At 60.0% G+C, this 15,009-nt stretch carries 19 protein-coding genes; 7 read left to right on the forward strand and 12 right to left on the reverse strand.

Annotated elements, in window-relative coordinates; genetic code table 11:
• Position 1: 1 nt before the first annotated feature.
• The 3 genes from ACR3EM_RS21525 to ACR3EM_RS21535 are packed head-to-tail and all read right to left on the reverse strand — an operon-like array spanning position 2 to position 2,287.
• Complete coding sequence (locus ACR3EM_RS21525) at positions 2 to 820, reverse strand: quinoprotein dehydrogenase-associated SoxYZ-like carrier (RefSeq protein ID WP_480473009.1); 819 nt, start codon at positions 818 to 820, stop codon at positions 2 to 4.
• Positions 817 to 1,782 carry a YncE family protein gene (locus ACR3EM_RS21530; protein WP_480473011.1) on the reverse strand — a complete coding sequence of 322 codons (966 nt, stop codon included), beginning with the start codon at positions 1,780 to 1,782 and terminating at the stop codon, positions 817 to 819. Before ACR3EM_RS21530 ends, ACR3EM_RS21525 begins: the two co-directional genes overlap by 4 nt.
• Positions 1,748 to 2,287 (reverse strand): SRPBCC family protein, encoded by a 540-nt coding sequence (locus ACR3EM_RS21535; RefSeq protein ID WP_480473013.1) that lies wholly within the window; start codon positions 2,285 to 2,287, stop codon positions 1,748 to 1,750. Before ACR3EM_RS21535 ends, ACR3EM_RS21530 begins: the two co-directional genes overlap by 35 nt.
• Positions 2,288 to 2,594: 307 nt before the next feature.
• On the opposite strand from ACR3EM_RS21535, the gene ACR3EM_RS21540 reads away from it, so the two are divergent.
• The 7 genes from ACR3EM_RS21540 to ACR3EM_RS21570 are packed head-to-tail and all read left to right on the forward strand — an operon-like array spanning position 2,595 to position 7,807.
• Complete coding sequence (locus ACR3EM_RS21540; protein ID WP_480473015.1) at positions 2,595 to 3,776, forward strand: ABC transporter substrate-binding protein; 1,182 nt, start codon at positions 2,595 to 2,597, stop codon at positions 3,774 to 3,776.
• A gap of 12 nt (positions 3,777 to 3,788) precedes the next feature.
• Complete coding sequence (locus tag ACR3EM_RS21545) at positions 3,789 to 4,760, forward strand: YVTN family beta-propeller repeat protein (protein WP_480473017.1); 972 nt, start codon at positions 3,789 to 3,791, stop codon at positions 4,758 to 4,760.
• 19 nt (positions 4,761 to 4,779) lie between these two features.
• Positions 4,780 to 5,217: a cupredoxin domain-containing protein gene (locus ACR3EM_RS21550; RefSeq protein WP_480473019.1), complete on the forward strand. Its 438-nt coding sequence runs from the start codon at positions 4,780 to 4,782 to the stop codon at positions 5,215 to 5,217.
• Positions 5,218 to 5,231: 14 nt separating this feature from the next.
• Positions 5,232 to 5,480 (forward strand): PepSY domain-containing protein, encoded by a 249-nt coding sequence (locus tag ACR3EM_RS21555; RefSeq protein WP_480473021.1) that lies wholly within the window; start codon positions 5,232 to 5,234, stop codon positions 5,478 to 5,480.
• Positions 5,481 to 5,492: 12 nt separating this feature from the next.
• Positions 5,493 to 6,458 (forward strand): ABC transporter substrate-binding protein, encoded by a 966-nt coding sequence (locus ACR3EM_RS21560; RefSeq protein WP_480473023.1) that lies wholly within the window; start codon positions 5,493 to 5,495, stop codon positions 6,456 to 6,458.
• A 6-nt stretch (positions 6,459 to 6,464) separates the two neighbouring features.
• Positions 6,465 to 7,214, forward strand: coding sequence for an ABC transporter permease (locus ACR3EM_RS21565; protein ID WP_480473025.1), 750 nt, complete (start codon positions 6,465 to 6,467; stop codon positions 7,212 to 7,214).
• Positions 7,211 to 7,807 (forward strand): ABC transporter ATP-binding protein, encoded by a 597-nt coding sequence (locus ACR3EM_RS21570; protein WP_480473027.1) that lies wholly within the window; start codon positions 7,211 to 7,213, stop codon positions 7,805 to 7,807. Before ACR3EM_RS21565 ends, ACR3EM_RS21570 begins: the two co-directional genes overlap by 4 nt.
• 4 nt (positions 7,808 to 7,811) lie before the next feature.
• Here ACR3EM_RS21570 and pqqE read toward each other — a convergent pair whose 3' ends face one another.
• From pqqE to ACR3EM_RS21615, 9 genes are all read right to left on the reverse strand, one after another.
• Positions 7,812 to 8,921, reverse strand: a complete 1,110-nt coding sequence (gene pqqE / locus ACR3EM_RS21575; RefSeq protein ID WP_480473029.1) for a pyrroloquinoline quinone biosynthesis protein PqqE — start codon at positions 8,919 to 8,921, stop codon at positions 7,812 to 7,814.
• Positions 8,921 to 9,193: a pyrroloquinoline quinone biosynthesis peptide chaperone PqqD gene (gene pqqD / locus ACR3EM_RS21580; RefSeq protein ID WP_480473031.1), complete on the reverse strand. Its 273-nt coding sequence runs from the start codon at positions 9,191 to 9,193 to the stop codon at positions 8,921 to 8,923. The genes pqqE and pqqD overlap by 1 nt, the downstream gene beginning before the upstream one ends.
• Complete coding sequence (gene pqqC / locus ACR3EM_RS21585) at positions 9,193 to 9,942, reverse strand: pyrroloquinoline-quinone synthase PqqC (RefSeq protein ID WP_480473033.1); 750 nt, start codon at positions 9,940 to 9,942, stop codon at positions 9,193 to 9,195. Before pqqC ends, pqqD begins: the two co-directional genes overlap by 1 nt.
• Positions 9,939 to 10,835, reverse strand: coding sequence for a pyrroloquinoline quinone biosynthesis protein PqqB (gene pqqB, locus ACR3EM_RS21590; protein ID WP_480473035.1), 897 nt, complete (start codon positions 10,833 to 10,835; stop codon positions 9,939 to 9,941). The genes pqqC and pqqB overlap by 4 nt, the downstream gene beginning before the upstream one ends.
• A gap of 24 nt (positions 10,836 to 10,859) precedes the next feature.
• Positions 10,860 to 10,961: a pyrroloquinoline quinone precursor peptide PqqA gene (gene pqqA, locus ACR3EM_RS21595; RefSeq protein ID WP_480473037.1), complete on the reverse strand. Its 102-nt coding sequence runs from the start codon at positions 10,959 to 10,961 to the stop codon at positions 10,860 to 10,862.
• Positions 10,962 to 11,063: 102 nt separating this feature from the next.
• Entirely contained in the window at positions 11,064 to 11,747 is a 684-nt protein-coding gene (locus ACR3EM_RS21600; protein ID WP_480473039.1) for a response regulator transcription factor, read from the reverse strand.
• Positions 11,748 to 11,756: 9 nt separating this feature from the next.
• The gene (locus ACR3EM_RS21605) at positions 11,757 to 13,358 is read right to left on the reverse strand and encodes a sensor histidine kinase (protein WP_480473041.1); all 1,602 of its coding nucleotides are present in this window, start codon (positions 13,356 to 13,358) and stop codon (positions 11,757 to 11,759) included.
• Entirely contained in the window at positions 13,355 to 14,146 is a 792-nt protein-coding gene (locus ACR3EM_RS21610) for an ABC transporter permease (protein ID WP_480473043.1), read from the reverse strand. Before ACR3EM_RS21610 ends, ACR3EM_RS21605 begins: the two co-directional genes overlap by 4 nt.
• A complete protein-coding gene (locus ACR3EM_RS21615) occupies positions 14,143 to 14,889 on the reverse strand; it encodes an ABC transporter ATP-binding protein (RefSeq protein WP_480473045.1) in 747 nt (248 codons plus the stop codon). The genes ACR3EM_RS21610 and ACR3EM_RS21615 overlap by 4 nt, the downstream gene beginning before the upstream one ends.
• Positions 14,890 to 15,009: the final 120 nt, after the last annotated feature.

Below are 15,009 nucleotides of genomic sequence, written 5' to 3' on the forward strand. Positions count from 1 at the left end.
GCTAGAAGCCCGCCAGTTTCTTGTGCAGATGGCTTACCGTGCCGTCGGTATCCGTCATGGTCACATCAACCGCTTGCGCACGGCTGGGAACTGAGATTCCGACCCTTGGATTCTCGGACAGGGAAATCGAGCCGGTCATTTGAATGTAACCTGCGCCGTCGAGGTCGATATCCACGGTTTCCACATAGCGCATCGGGATGAACAGAAGCGAAATCTGATCCATCTGCATCCCGGAATGCGACGGGTGGTCGATGTTAAGATCCATCTTGTTTGCGCGACCCGTACCGAGTTGGGACAACCGGGTCAGTGTGTTCAACGCCGGAACGCGACCGACCAGTTCGGCCTCCATCGTTCCCAGGTTTTCAAGGGCCAGTTTCGGGTCGGTTCCCGGTGGCGCGGCGCATGCACCGAGGCCCGAGGTTTTGACATAGGTCTCCGAAACCCAAAGGCGTCCGTCCGTCATTTCCGCGATCACATGCATGGGCGTGGGCCCGTTCACCCGCACGGTCACATCGAAATAGAAGCTGGGCAGCGGTTCCTCTAGTTCGAACACGGCAGACACCGGCATCGGGTTTTCATCCAGCACCAACGTCACTTTTGCGACTTCGGTTCCCTGTGGCGCAACCACCTGCGCGGCCAGTTCCGCCCGCGCATCGTCAGGGGTCCGATAGGGGGCATCAATGGCGATCAACGCGTCCCCGTTCTGCATGGGGCGATCACCGTAAAGCAAGGCGCGCACGTTTTCCCAGGCTTCGCTAGCCGCCATGACCGGGGCCGCTGACACCCAGATCAAAGCTGCCACTAGGTGAGAAGTCTTCATTGCATTCCTCCTCCCAGAAACCTGCCGAAGGCGCGCGGGCCGTCACAGGTTTCCAAAGTTTCTACCACAGTCAAAGTCTCGGGGTCCACGATGCTGACTGTGTTGTCGAACCAGTTTGCAACAACCAAAAGGTCCTGTTCTGCGGTCGCGTCGATGCCTTCGGGGTATTCCCCAACGTCGATCAGGGCTTGCGGTTCGAGGGTCTCAAGCGAAATCACGCTGAGTGTATTTGCATATTGGTTTGTCACAAATACCCGTCCTTGGGCGAAAGCAATGCCGTAAGGGCGTTCGCCGACCGGAACGGTTGCGGTGACGGCAGCAGCATCAAGGTCGACAACGCTGACATCATTGCTTCCGACATTGCCGACAAACAGCCGCCCGTCCGGCGCAAAGCGCAGTCCAAAAGGGCGTGTGCCAACCGGAATGTGGTGCAGGGATTGCAGGGTTTCGGCGTCAAATACCGAGACCTGATTGGCATCCTTGTCCGCCGACGCCACAAATCGCCCATCATCTGATACCGCAATGCCCGCCGGTGCCAGCCCTGTTGGCAGGTGGGCCTGAACCGACAAGGTTTTGCTGTCCAAAACCCAAATGCGGGCATTGTACCAATCGGTGACAAACACCCGCCCGCGCTTTGGGTCCAATGCGATCCCGATCGGGCCACCATCCAGCGTGATCTGAGCAATCGTTTCCCCTGTCTCCGCCGAAATTCGCCGCACGTGTTTGCTGTCGGGGGAGACTGTGAACACAACTCCGTCCCCGCCGACCGCCACACCGGCGGGTTTGCCGGGCAGGGGCCAACGGGCGGTTTCGCGCAGGTCCGTAAGCTCGATCCGGCTGAGTTCTGCGCCATTCTGACAGGTGACAAAGGCCGTTTCGGCCGAAACGGGAGCAGCAAGCAGGGACATCAGCAGGATCAGCCCGCGATCAGCTCGCCGCACCGAAGCGCTCGACCAGTGCATCCAAACCTGCCTGATACACACCGGTCACAGCGGCAATCGCGGCCTCGTCGTTCAGTTCAGGCGGGGGATCATTGTTCGGATAGCCGCGATAAAACGCACCGCGCCATTCGACAATCGACCCGCCCCCATCGCGCGGTTTAACTGTCAGGTGCGACGAGTAGTTGGTGACCGGCAAAACCTCGACCGCAACCTCGGTGATCCGGTAGGAATAGCTCATCTTCTCGTTGCTGAACTTATACAGGACCTCGGCAATGGTCGGCCCGCCCTCTTGCCCAAGGGTCAGCAGGCGGGTGGCGTCGATTGCATTGCCGCCATTTCCTTCGGTCGAGAACACCGCCGGGTGCCAGGACATATCGTCGAAATTGCCGATGGCGGCCCAGACCTCGTCCGGCGGGGCTGCAACTTCGGTGGTCAGGGCTACTTTTTGCCGGGTCGGGCCGTGGGCCCGGACAACGGCCGGAACCACAGCGGCGGCGGTTGCCGCAAGAAAGGTTCGTCGCTTCATTCGGTATCCTCCCTAGCTGCGCTGATGGCTGGCCCAGGCGGGTTGCACAGTCAGCGCGGATCGGCACACAACCAGACCTGCTCTGCCCTTCCCGAATACCGGTCGTTTTGACGAGCGCGGCGGGAAACAGAAGCAAGTTCAATCGCATACGTGCATTCTTATAAAATAAGAATCGAGGTTAATGATGAAGCTGATAGGCTTGAGATCACAACACGGCCAAAAGTATCGGTTCCGTTTTGCTGCGCATCGCGCTGAAGAATAAGAGCCTGCCAAAAAACCTGGCAGGGACCGGGAGGACATCTTGAACATGAACGTGCTGCCGCTTTTTGCGGCACTCTTTTGGTGTGTTTCTGCGATGGACGCAGTGGCGATTGATGTGAAAGCAGCGGTCCTGAGGATCGACTATCCCAGCCTGCTGCCGATCTCTCGCTACGATTTGAAACCCGATGATCTGGGCTTTGCCGGTGCATCGCTTGGGACCGAAGACAACAGCACCACAGGTGGCTTTCTGGGCCACACATACGAAACGACCACGGTGGCCGCTCTGCCCGAACAGGCCGACGAAGCGATGGATCAGATTCTGGCCGATGGGGCCAGGCTGATCATCCTTCTGGCCGATGCGCCGGATGTCCTGCGCCTGACGGACAAGGCGGCCGAGGCCGGTGCTCTTGTGTTCAACGCCTCGGCTCCGGATGTCGATCTGCGGGATGCGAACTGCCGTGGCAACCTGCTGCATATCGCGCCATCGCGGGCGATGAAGGCGGACGCGGTTGCGCAGTTTGCGGTCTGGAAGAAATGGGGCGATTGGTTCCTGCTGGCAGGGTCAAACCCCGACGATACGAAGCTGGCCGATGCCTATCGCCGCGCCGCGACCAAATTCGGCGCGAAGCTTGTCGAGGATCGCGTTTTTGAGGATACCGGCGGCTCTCGTCGCACGGATTCGGGGCATGTTCTTGTGCAGCGGCAATTGCCCTTGGACACGCAGGACGTTCGGGACCATGACGTGGTGATCGCTGCGGATGAAAGCGATTATTTCGGGCGCTATCTGTCCTATCACCTCTGGACCCCGCGCCCGGTGATGGGGTCGGGCGGTCTGCGCCCGGTGACGATCCATGGCGCGCACGAGGCCTGGGGTGCCACGCAGTTCCAGACCCGTTTCGAAGACCTGACCGGGCGCTATGTGCGACCCGAGGATTACAATGTCTGGCTTGCCCTGCGCGTTATCGGCGAAGCGGTTACACGCGCGAACACCGCCGAACCCGACGGGGTTCGGGACTATGCCCTGTCGGATGAGTTCGAACTGGCGGCGTTCAAGGGCCAGAAGGTGACATTTCGTGACTGGAACGGACAACTGCGCCAGCCGATCCTTCTGTATGACGGCTCGATCACCGTCAGCGTCAGCCCGCAGGACGGGTTCCTGCATCAGACATCGCCGCTCGACACGATGGGATTGGACCGCCCGGAATCCAACTGTCAGGCATTTGAGTAACCGGAGGATTTGATGAAACGATTATTGCTGACCGCTGCTCTTGCCGCCCTGACTGCAGGCCCCGCGCTGGCCGGTAAGGCCTTTGTGTCGAACGAGCGGAGCAACACCATCACCGTGGTCGACACCGAGACATGGGAGGTGTTGACCGAGTTTCCCGGTGGCAACCGGCCGCGCGGCATCACCGTCAGCCCGGATGGCAAAATGCTTTATGTCTGCGCCTCGGATGACAACATCATCCGGGTTTTTGATACGACGACCTACGAAGAACTGCCCAGCCTGCCCTCTGGCCCGGACCCGGAACTGTTCATCCTGGAACCTTCGGGCAAACGGCTCTACATCGCCAATGAGGACGACAATCTGGTGACGGTCACGGATACCGAAACCCGCACAATTCTGGCCGAGGTTCCCGTAGGGGTCGAGCCCGAAGGCATGGGAATGAGCCCGGATGCCAAATTCGTGGTCAACACGTCCGAGACCACCAATATGGCCCATTTCATCTCGACCGAGGATTATACAATCAAGCACAACGTGCTGGTCGATCAGCGCCCGCGCTACGCGCAATATACGGCAGACGGGACGCGGCTGTTCGTGACTTCGGAAATCGGCGGCACGGTGTCGGTGATGGATATTGCCGAAGACGGCACCCCCACGGTTGTCGGCAAGTTCGGGTTCGAAGTGCCCGGCGTTCAGCCCGAATGGCTGCAACCGGTGGGGGCCAAGGTTACCTCGGATGGCAAGCGTCTGTTTGTTGCGCTTGGACCGGCAAACCGGGTTGCGGTTGTGGATGCACAAAGCCTTGAGGTGCTGGATTACATCCTTGTGGGACAGCGTGTCTGGCAGTTGGATTTCACGCCGGATGAAAAATACCTGCTGACCACAAACGGCAATTCCAACGACATCACGATCATCGACGTGGCTGCAGAAAAGGCCATCAAATCGGTTCAGGTCGGCCAGCAGCCTTGGGGCGTGGTGACAATCGACTGAGGTTCTGGGAGGGACGGGAATGAAAAAACTGGCAATCGCAGCGATGGTTGCAATGTTGGGCGGACCGGTGACCGCAGCTCCGCTCTGCGACGACCTTGGGTTCGCCGGGCTATTAGCCAAGTGCAATCGCGGCGACACCATCAAGCTGACGCTGGCCTCTGGCCAGCCTCTGGGCGAGGATGTGGTGCTGCAATCCGGTGCCTATTACAAGCTTGAGATCACGGCGGACGGCTCGGCGGAACTGGCGATCGAGGGGCCCTCCTTCTTTCGGGCAATCTGGATGAACGAGATTGTCATCAACAAGATCGAAATCCGCCCCATGGCCGTGGACAGTATCGAGTTTGACAAGGCAGGCGTCGCCGAACTGTCCTTCATCGCCATCAAACCCGGCAGCCATGAAATACGCATTCCAGGCTCCACCGGAGAGTCGCAACGCATCACGGTCAGCATTCAATAACGAAAGGACAGAAGATGAAGAAACTTGGCATAGTGGTTTTCGCCGGTTTTCTAGCGACCCCGGCGTTGGCAGAAAAGTTGGATGCCGAAATCGTAAGCAAGATCGAAGCCTATCTGGCGTCGATTGAATGTCAGATGGACCCTGATGACATCGAGGTTGAGGATGACGGCTACGATCTGGATGATGTGATCTGCAAAGGCGGCAATCAGTTCGACATCAAGCTGGACAAGGACCTGAACGAGGTCAGCCGCAGGGCTGAGTGACGCGGGGGCGTGATGACAAAGCTGTTCGCGATCTGCGCTGCGCTGGTTCTGATGTCGGGGACGGCTTTGGCCGAAACCCTGCCGACCATTCGCGCCGCCGTCCTGAAGATCGGCACCGTGAATTGGGAGCTTGAGACCATCCGGCAAAATGGTCTGGACAGGAAACACGGTTTTGTCCTCGACGTGCAGCCCTTTGCCGACAACGGCGCGACCCGCATCGCCGTGGAAGGGGATGAGGCCGATCTGGCCGTGGCAGACTGGATCTGGGTGGCCCGGCAACGGGCCGCTGGCAAGGATTACGTGTTTATCCCCTATTCCAAAGCTGTCGGCGGTGTGGTCGTGCCAGCCGACAGCCCTGCGCGAACTCTCAAGGACCTGTCTGGGGGCAAGATCGGAATTGCCGGTGGGCCGCTGGACAAATCCTGGTTGATCCTGCGCGCCTATGCGGCGCAGGAATACGGCATGGATCTGAAAGCTGACACCGAACAGGTTTTTGGTGCGCCGCCGCTGATCTTCAAATCCGCACTTGGCGGCGACTATGCAGGCGCGATCAACTTCTGGCATTTTCTGGCCAAGATGAAAGCGTCTGGCATGCGGGAACTGATTTCCGTTGAAGACGCGGGGCAGGCGCTTGGTCTGGATACCGATACGCCTTTGCTGGGGTATTATCTGAAAGAAAGCTTTCTGGCAGATCATCCCGATCTGGCACAGAGCCTGTTTTCAGCCAGCCGCGAGGCCAAGGACTTGCTCGCAACCTCTCCTGACGCGTGGGAGGCGATCAGGCCACGCATGAACGCCAAATCGGATACGCAATTCGAACAGCTGAGATCCGATTGGATTGCGGGCATTCCCAACCGGGGCCCGGTGGACACCGAAGCGGCCAACAGGATGCTGGCGTTGATGGCAGAACTGGGCGGTGCTGAACTGGTGGGTGACGCCACAGCGGTACCACAGGGCCTGTTTGCGGACGTGGACTAGCCATCAATGCCGGACCCGCGCCTCGCACCGCTGCTGTCTATCGGGTGTCTGGTGCTGCTCTGGGTAGCCGCCGCCTTTCTGACCGCGGAACCGCAAATACTGCCACAACCCTGGGATCTGATCCCCCGGTTCCAACAGGAACTTGCCACCGGAGAGTTGCAGCGCAGTATCGGGGCGACCCTGCTGCGCGTGATCTGGGCCTTTGCGCTGGCCATGGTTTTGGGCGGTCTCATCGGCGTTTCCATGGGCCGGTCGCCCGCCGTCAACCGCTGGCTGGATCCATGGCTGGTGATTTTTCTGAACCTGCCTGCACTGGTTCTGATCGTGCTGTGTTACCTGTGGATCGGGCTGACCGAGGCCGCTGCGATCACGGCAGTGACGCTGAACAAAGTTCCCAATGTCGCAACCATCCTGCGCGAAGGGGGCCGGGCGCTGAACCCGGACCTCGACGCGATGGCGCAGGTCTACCGGGTGCCAAGGTGGACACGTCTGCGGCACGTGATCCTGCCGCAGCTTGCGCCCTTCATCGCCGCCGCCGCCCGGTCGGGCCTGTCGCTGATCTGGAAAATCGTGCTGGTGGTCGAGTTTCTGGGGCGCTCGTCCGGCGTCGGGTTCCAGATACATCTCTATTTTCAACTCTTCGATGTCGCGATGGTGTTGGTCTACGCGTTTTCCTTCATTGCGGTGATGTTGCTTGTGGAATGGCTGATCCTTCAACCATGGGAGCGCAGCGCCCGCAGGTGGAGAGCTGCATGATCCGCATCGACATCCGGCAGAAACGGTTTGGCGCAGACCCGGTTTTGGGACCCATAACGTTCGAGATCAACGCAGGTGAAACGGTCGCCCTCATCGGTCCGTCGGGCATTGGCAAGACGACGTTGCTGCGCCTAGTGGCCGGTATTGATCCGGATTTTGACGGGCGGATTGAACGCCCTGAGCAAACCGCAATCGTGTTTCAGGAACCCACCTTGCTGCCATGGCGCAGCGCATTGGACAATCTGAGAATCATCCATCCCGGCCTGTCCCGAACCGAGGCCGAGGCCGCGCTCGGTTCGGTTGCGTTGAGCGAAAAGGGTGACCTGTTTCCGGGTCAACTGTCGCTGGGACAGCAGCGGCGCCTGTCGCTAGCGCGGGCCTTTGTCGGCCAGCCGGAACTGTTGATCATGGATGAACCCTTTGTTTCGCTGGATGCCGAAACAGCCGACGCGATGCTGACGCTGACCGAACAACTGATGGCGCGGCACCGCCCGGCGACGCTGTTCGTCACCCATTCGGGGGCCGAGGCGGAACGGCTTGCAGATCGGGTCCTTAAGTTGAAAGCCACCCCACAAGGTGCAGTTTTGGCCTAGCGGGTCATTCAGTTGTTTTGGCCACCGCACCGGGTGCCACGCGATAGACGAACGGCGCGTCAATGCTGGCCGCGTGCTGGTTGGCCTGATCCTGCAATGCCCGGTGATGCGGAGATTTGACACAGACCGGGTCGGTTGTGCTGGCATCTCCGACCAGCGCCATGGCCTGACAGCGGCACCCCCCGAAGTCGATCGTCTTGCGATCGCAGCTTTGGCAGGGTTCCGGCATCCAGTCGGTGCCCCGATAGGCGTTGAACGCAGCGCTGTGATACCAGATGTCCGACAGCGGCTTATCCTGCACCCGGTCAAAAGACAGATGCGGGATGGATTGGGCCGCGTGGCAGGGCAGCACCTGCCCATCGGGTGTTACGTTCAGGCCGCTTGTTCCCCAGCCTCCCATGCAGCGTTTCGGGAAGTTCTCGTGATAGTCTGCGGGCACATAGTCGATCACAAGCGCCCCCTTCAGGGCATGTCTCGCCTCATCAACCTGCTGCGTGACCAACTGCGCCTGCTCCCGTGTCGGCATCAGCGCATCCCGGTTCTTCAGCGCCCAGCCGTGAAACTGAACCGTTGCAACTTCGATCCTGCGTGCGCCCATCTCCTGCGCCATCTCAAGCGCTCGGGGCAATTGGTGGGCGTTGTGGCGATGCAGGACAAAGTTCAATGTCAGGGGGAACCCTATGCTCCTGATCCATTCGACAGCTTTCATCTTGCGGTCGAACCCGCCACGATAGCCGCCCACGTTGTCCGCCATTGCCACATCGGTGCCTTGCAGAGACAGTTGGATATGGTCCAGCCCGGCGCGATCCAATTCGTTCAAGCGGCGTTCTGTCAGCCCGATGGCCGAGGTGATCAGGTTGGTGTAAAGCCCGGCGTCCCGTGCCGCAGTCACCAGTTCCACCAGATCGCGGCGCGACGCCGGTTCGCCGCCGGACAGGTGCAATTGCAACACCCCTAACGCGGCGGCTTCCTGAAACACGCGCGCCCAGGTGTCCGTGTCCATCTCGCTGTCCTGTTTGGCCATTTCGACGGGGTTCGAGCAATAGGGGCAGGACAGGGGACAGCGATGGGTCAGCTCGGCGAGCATGGCGATAGGGGGTGCGGTTTTGACCATTACCATACGTCCAGAAAACGCCGGGCGCGCAGGGCATCAAGAAAGCCCGAACTGTCCTCGGCGATCTGATCTACCGGGGCATTGTATTTTTCGGACAACGCAGTCGTGATCTGTTCGAAACTTCTCTGGCCATCCACCTCGTTCAGAATGGCATGTCCGATCTGATCCAGCGTCACGGCCCGTTCCGGGGCCAACAGCACCCAGTTATCCCGCACCTTGTCAAAATGCAGGCGTACGCCTCGGGGCAGGGTGGGGATGTCTGCGGCCTGCATCACGACGCCTGCCGCATCAGCAGCCCGGTGCCGGGCTGCCACGCACCGGGGGGGATACGTGCGGGTTCCACATACGCCCCCCAAAGAGCATCCAGTTGCGACCACAGTATATCCGTCTTGAAGATCAGCGCCTTGGCCGCCGCGTCCTGTTTTTCGGCCGTATCCGCGTTATCCAGAACCCAGGCCAGGCCAAATGCCACATCCTTGGGCGCTTCCTTCAGACGGTTCCTGAAATAGGACAGGGAACTGTCATCGGCAAAATCGTAGTGCTGCAGCAGACCTTCAATTCTGTTGGCGTGGATCTTGGGGGCAAACAGTTCGGTTAACGAGGCGGCAACGGCCTCGAGCAGAGTTTTCTCGCGGACATAGCGAACATAGGCATCCACGGCGAATTTCGTCGCAGGCAAGACACCCTCGCACGAGGCGACATAGTCGGGATCAAGACCCACGGCTTCGGCCAGACGCAACCAGCGCCTGATGCCGCCTTCGTTTTCTTCGGTGCCGTCATGATCCTCGATTCGGGACCGCCAGGCGCGCCGCAGTTTCGGGTCCTCGACGCGGGACATGAAAGCGGCATCCTTCATCGGGATCGAATGCTGATAGTAGTACCGGTTGATAACCCAGGCGCGCACCTCGTCCGGCGTGCAGTGCCCGCCGTGCAGACGGTCATGAAAGGGGTGCAGATCATGGTAGCGTTCCGCGCCGATCTGGCGCAGGCGGGCTTCGAAGTCTTCGCGGCTTTGGGTCATAGTGCGATCTCCATCCCGTCCTGTCCAATTGTCCAGCCTGCGGCCTCGGCCGCCGCTTTTTCCGCGCTGTCGGGGCGCAGAACGGGGTTGGTGTTGTTCATATGGACGAAAATTTTCCGCCCGATCTTCATATCGGCAAAGCCGGCAATGGACCCGTCGCTGCCATCCATCGACATGTGGCCCATGCGTTTGCCGGTTTTCTGACCCAGACCCGCGCGCACCATTTCATCATCCTGCCAGAGGGTTCCGTCAAAAAACAGTAAATCCGCACCCTCAAGCGTGGCCCGCAGGTCCGGCGTCAATGCGGCACAGCCCGGAATGTAATAGGCGGTTTTGCCGCCCGCTTTCAGGGCTACGCCCACGGTTTGTTCGCCCACCAGATCGGTTTGCACATGCTCGCCTTCCAGGTACAAGGGCACCTTGCCGGGAACGGGGAACAGTGTGGCCTGCAGGCCAGCCACCATCTCGAATGGCTGGTTCAGAGAGATCGAAGTACGGTCCACGAGCGACGCGTTCAGCGCGTCGAAAATCGGGTTCTGCGCGATCACGTCCTGAATGCTCTGCGTCGCGAACAGATTGAAGGGCTGCATCTCGCGAAGTGTCAGCAGCCCGGCGACATGATCGATATCGCCGTTTGTGACCAGAACCGAATGAACGGGCAGCTCACGCAACCCTGTGGGAAAAAGAGGTTTCGTGTTGCTCAGTTGGAGTCTTATGTCCGGTGACGCGTTCAAGACGGCCCAGTTCTGACCGTCAGGAGACACAGCAAGCGACGACTGTGTTTGAGCAGGTATTTTTCCGGCTCTGGCGAGAACGCAGTTCTTACATCCACAATTCCATTGCGGCAGGCCGCCGCCAGCAGCGGCCCCAAGTATTATCGCGCGCAACGTCATCTAGTGTTGGCGCCGGGCCTGCAATCAGATTAGGCCGCCGCCGCGCTCATCGTCATGATCCGGGCCGTACATGTTGATTTCCATGCCGCACTCGATCTCGCGGATAATCGGTTTACTCCATGCCATGACGGGCTCCTCCTCTTGGAATGTCCTTTCAAGCAATCTGGCAGGTAATGGGGGGCAGAGCGAATCTTAATTTGTAAGAACAGGGTAGACTTTGGTAGGTATTCACCTGTCGTCGGGCAGCGGCGCGCGACCCTGCAGGCAGAAGCCCTGATTGCGTAGTGTTTTGATTTCAAAACCGAAATCATCCGCACCAAGCTTTTTGCGCAGATATCCAATATAGACATCGACCACGTTTTCGTTACTGGACCCTTCCTGCGACCAGAGCGTGTCAAACAGCTCTCCCCGCGAGATGGGCGATCCCGCCTTGCTGTTGAGCAGGGCCAGCAGATCGAACTCGCGTTCCGTCAGGGCAACAGATGTGTCGCGGATGGTTATGGTCCTGTTCTGCGGCGATATCCGGGCCGGGTCGGGGTGTTGGGACTGCGCGCGATGTTCCTGCACCTGCAACCGCGCGACAAGCTCGCCGAAGCTGAACGGTTTGACAACATAGTCGTCCGCTCCGGCGTCAAGACCGGCGGCCCGGTGGTCGACATCGGACAGGGCCGACAGCATCAGAATAGGGATCGAGACCCCGATCTCGCGCGCGGACCTGACCAGTTCGATCCCGCTATCCTCGCCCAGCATGACATCGACAATCGCGCCAGAGTAAGCGCCGCTCTGCAATCGCTCCAACCCCTTGTCGGCGCGGTTTTCGAACTCGGCATCATAGCCGTGCAGCGACAGGCCCCGCACAAGGGCCGAGGCGATCTTGGGGTCGTCATCTATGATTAGTAGTTTGGACGCCATGCGGATATCCTATGCCTTTGCCCGGGGTAATCGAATGCAGACATTTGTACCGGGCGCGGAACCCATCGCCTGATCTTTCGGCACCGGGCTGGTCAGCGTGATCGTCCCCTCATGGGCCTCGACAACCCAGGCCGCGAGGGCAAGACCGACGCCAAAGCCCTGCCGATTGGCCGCCCCCCCCTGAACGAACCTCTCAAAGACCCGGCCTTGTGCCGCCTGCGGGATGCCGGGGCCGTTATCCGTCAGCGAAATCTCGACCACTGTATCGGATTGCGTGGAGTGCACGGAAATCACCCTTCCGGTCCGGGCGTGACGGATGGCATTGCGGATCAGGTTCAACAGCACTTGCCGCATCCAGTTTGGATCGCAGTTCAACACGCAGACCGGGGTTTCACCGGCATCCAGCCGCATGTTGGCGCTGTCGATTTCCGGTTGAATGTCCTGAACAACCGTTTGCATCAATTCCGGCAGGGCAACCCTGCGCGGGTCCAGCGCCAGTTCGCCGCTTTCCGACCGCGCCACCCGCAGCAGGTCATCAATGCGCTGGTTCAGTTTCGCCGCACTGCTTTCAATGGTTGCCAAGGCACCTGGTGCGCTTTCAGCGTCCTGCTGGCCGATCTGGGATTCCATCATGATCACGGTCAGCGGCGTGCGCAATTCGTGACTGATATCGGCAAAAAACCGACGGCGATTTTCATCTATTCTGGACAGGGTCTTGTTGGCCGCGCTCAGTTCTTCGGTGCGCCTTTCAATGGTTTCGTTCAGGCGGTCCCATTCGGCCTCGATCTCGGTCTGGCGGTGTTTCAAGGCGGCGGCCATCCGGTTTGTCTCACCATAAAGCTGGCCGATCTCGTCGTTGCGAGTGTCCGGCAAGGCCACCGAAAACTCGGCCTTGCCGACCTGCTCGGCAGCCGCGCGCAGTCGGTCCAAACGGGTGAACTGGGGGCGGATCAGGCCAAAATAGAACCAGATCGTACTGAGGATGGCAAAACCGGCAAACCCAAGCGCAATCCATGTCAGGGTCAGGCGGGTTTGTTCGATACCGGCGAGGATAGTGTTGCGAAACAGGACCTCGGTGTTCACGGCCTGGCTGAGCAGCGGATCGAACCCCGAGGCGAAGGAGTCGATATAGGCCCGCAGATGCGCCTGATCCGCATTGGGGTCGCTCAGACCTTCGAGCGTGTTGCTCAGCAGCGCCTCCATCCGCGCCAGGCCTAGCGATTGTGTGCCATAGCGGGATTGTTCATCCAGCCCCAGTTTCTCGACCGCGGCCACCGCATCTTCGACATCCCCGCGTAGCTGTTCAAAGGTTGCGCCAATCTGGCCCCGGATCGGCTGCAGCCGTTCAAGCCGGATTTCGGCGGGCTGACCGGTCTGAACGGCCTCGGTCGCGATCACCAGAAATGTGGCCGCGCGGGTCGACAATGCCGCGTACCGCGCCATGCGGGTTTCCGAGGCCAGCGCAGTGTCCAGCCGATTGGCGACCGTTTGCATCCCCAGATACAGAACTGCCGCCGTCAGCAGGGTTCCCGATCCCAAAACCACGGCGCCAATCCCCAGACGGGTTTTCAGCAACAGGCTGCGATGGGTGGTTTTGGCCGGTCCCGTCATAACTTCCGCTTCATCAAGCCGCGTGCGGGGTCATATCCCCAGACAGCGATCAGGCACAGAATGGCGGTCGATGTCAGCACCCAAAGCAATGCGCCCCAGTTGATCTGCAGGTAAAGCAGAAACCGGATCAGCTCGACCACGTGGGTGAACGGATTCAGCGCGCAGATATCGCGCAAAAGCGGTGAGCTTTCGGCCATTTTCCAAAGCGGATAAAGCGCGGAGGACAGAAAGAACATCGGGAAGATGACAAAATTCATTACGCCGGCAAAGTTCTCTAGCTGTTTGATGAAACTGGACAGCACCAGCCCCAGCGCGCCCAGCATGAGCCCGCCCAGTATGAGGCCGGGCAAGACCGCAATGTAACCGGGCAGGGGCAGGACGATACCGAAAAGCGCGGCCAGCGCCAGAAAGGTATAGACCTGTAGAATTGAGATTGCCGTTGATCCCAGCAGGCGGCAGAACAACAGCCACCAGCGCGGGAAAGAACTGGTCAGCAACAGGCGCATCGACCCCATCTCGCGGTCATAAACAAGGCTGAGCGAGCTTTGCATGCCGTTGAACAGCAGAACCATCGCACACAGGCCGGGGACGATATAGGTCTCGTAGGTGATGTAGGTCTGATAGGGCGGGATTATCGAAAGCCCCAGTGCGGCGCGGAAGCCTGCGGCAAAGATCAGCAGCCACACCATGGGCCGGACCAGCGCGGCCAGAAAGCGTTCGCGCTGATGGATGAAGCGCAGAAATTCGCGCCCGATGATCGCGCGCGCGACGCCCCAGAACCCGCTCATGCCGGAACCTCGGTCTGCGACAGGAACCAGTCGGACAGGGTCGCTTGTCCGCGCAGGTTGCCCGTTTGCCCTGCGGCCAGAATGCGGCCGCGATGCAAGACCAGCAATTGGTCGTCGTCGCGTACCTCATCGGTCAGGTGGGTCGCCCAAAGAACACACAGACCCTGCGCCGCCAGATCGTGAACCTGATCGGTAATGGATTGCCGGGCCGCTGCGTCCAGGCCGACCGTTGGTTCATCCAGCAACAAGACGTCGGGATCATGCAGCAGGGCACGGGCCAGTTCCATCCGGCGGCGATGCCCGCCATTCAGGGCCCGGACCTTTTCATCGGCCCGCTCGCGCATGTTCAGACGGTCCAGCGCGGCGTCGATGCGTGCAGGCACCTCGGCTCGGGGCAATCCGTGAAGTGCCGCAAAATAGCTCATGTTCTGGCGCACCGTCAGGCTGAGGTCGAGGGTCGGTTGTTGAAACACCACACCCAGCCGCGCCAAAGCCTTGCGCGGCGCCCGGCGCAGGTTGTGGCCCGCTACGCTGATCTCGCCCTGAGGGGCGACCAGCAGGCGGGTCAGCAGCGAGACCAGCGTCGATTTTCCGGCCCCGTTCGGACCCAGAAGCGCGCAAAAAGTACCGGGCATCACATCAAAGGAGACTGCGTCCAGCGCAGTCTTTGCGCCGTAAAGAAAGCTCAGATCGTGGACGGCGAGGCCGGGGCTGGCCCCCTCTGGTGACTTTGCATGCGGCATCTAACCCTCGGTCCTGACTTTGTAATCTGAACAGCAGCTTGCATGTTCGCCGCGGTTTTCTCAACTGCACATGCGGGGGCAGAACCACGACTTAAGTATGCGAAGGCTCACGAACTTGTT

The sequence above is a fragment of the Ruegeria sp. AH3 genome, assembly GCF_056536265.1.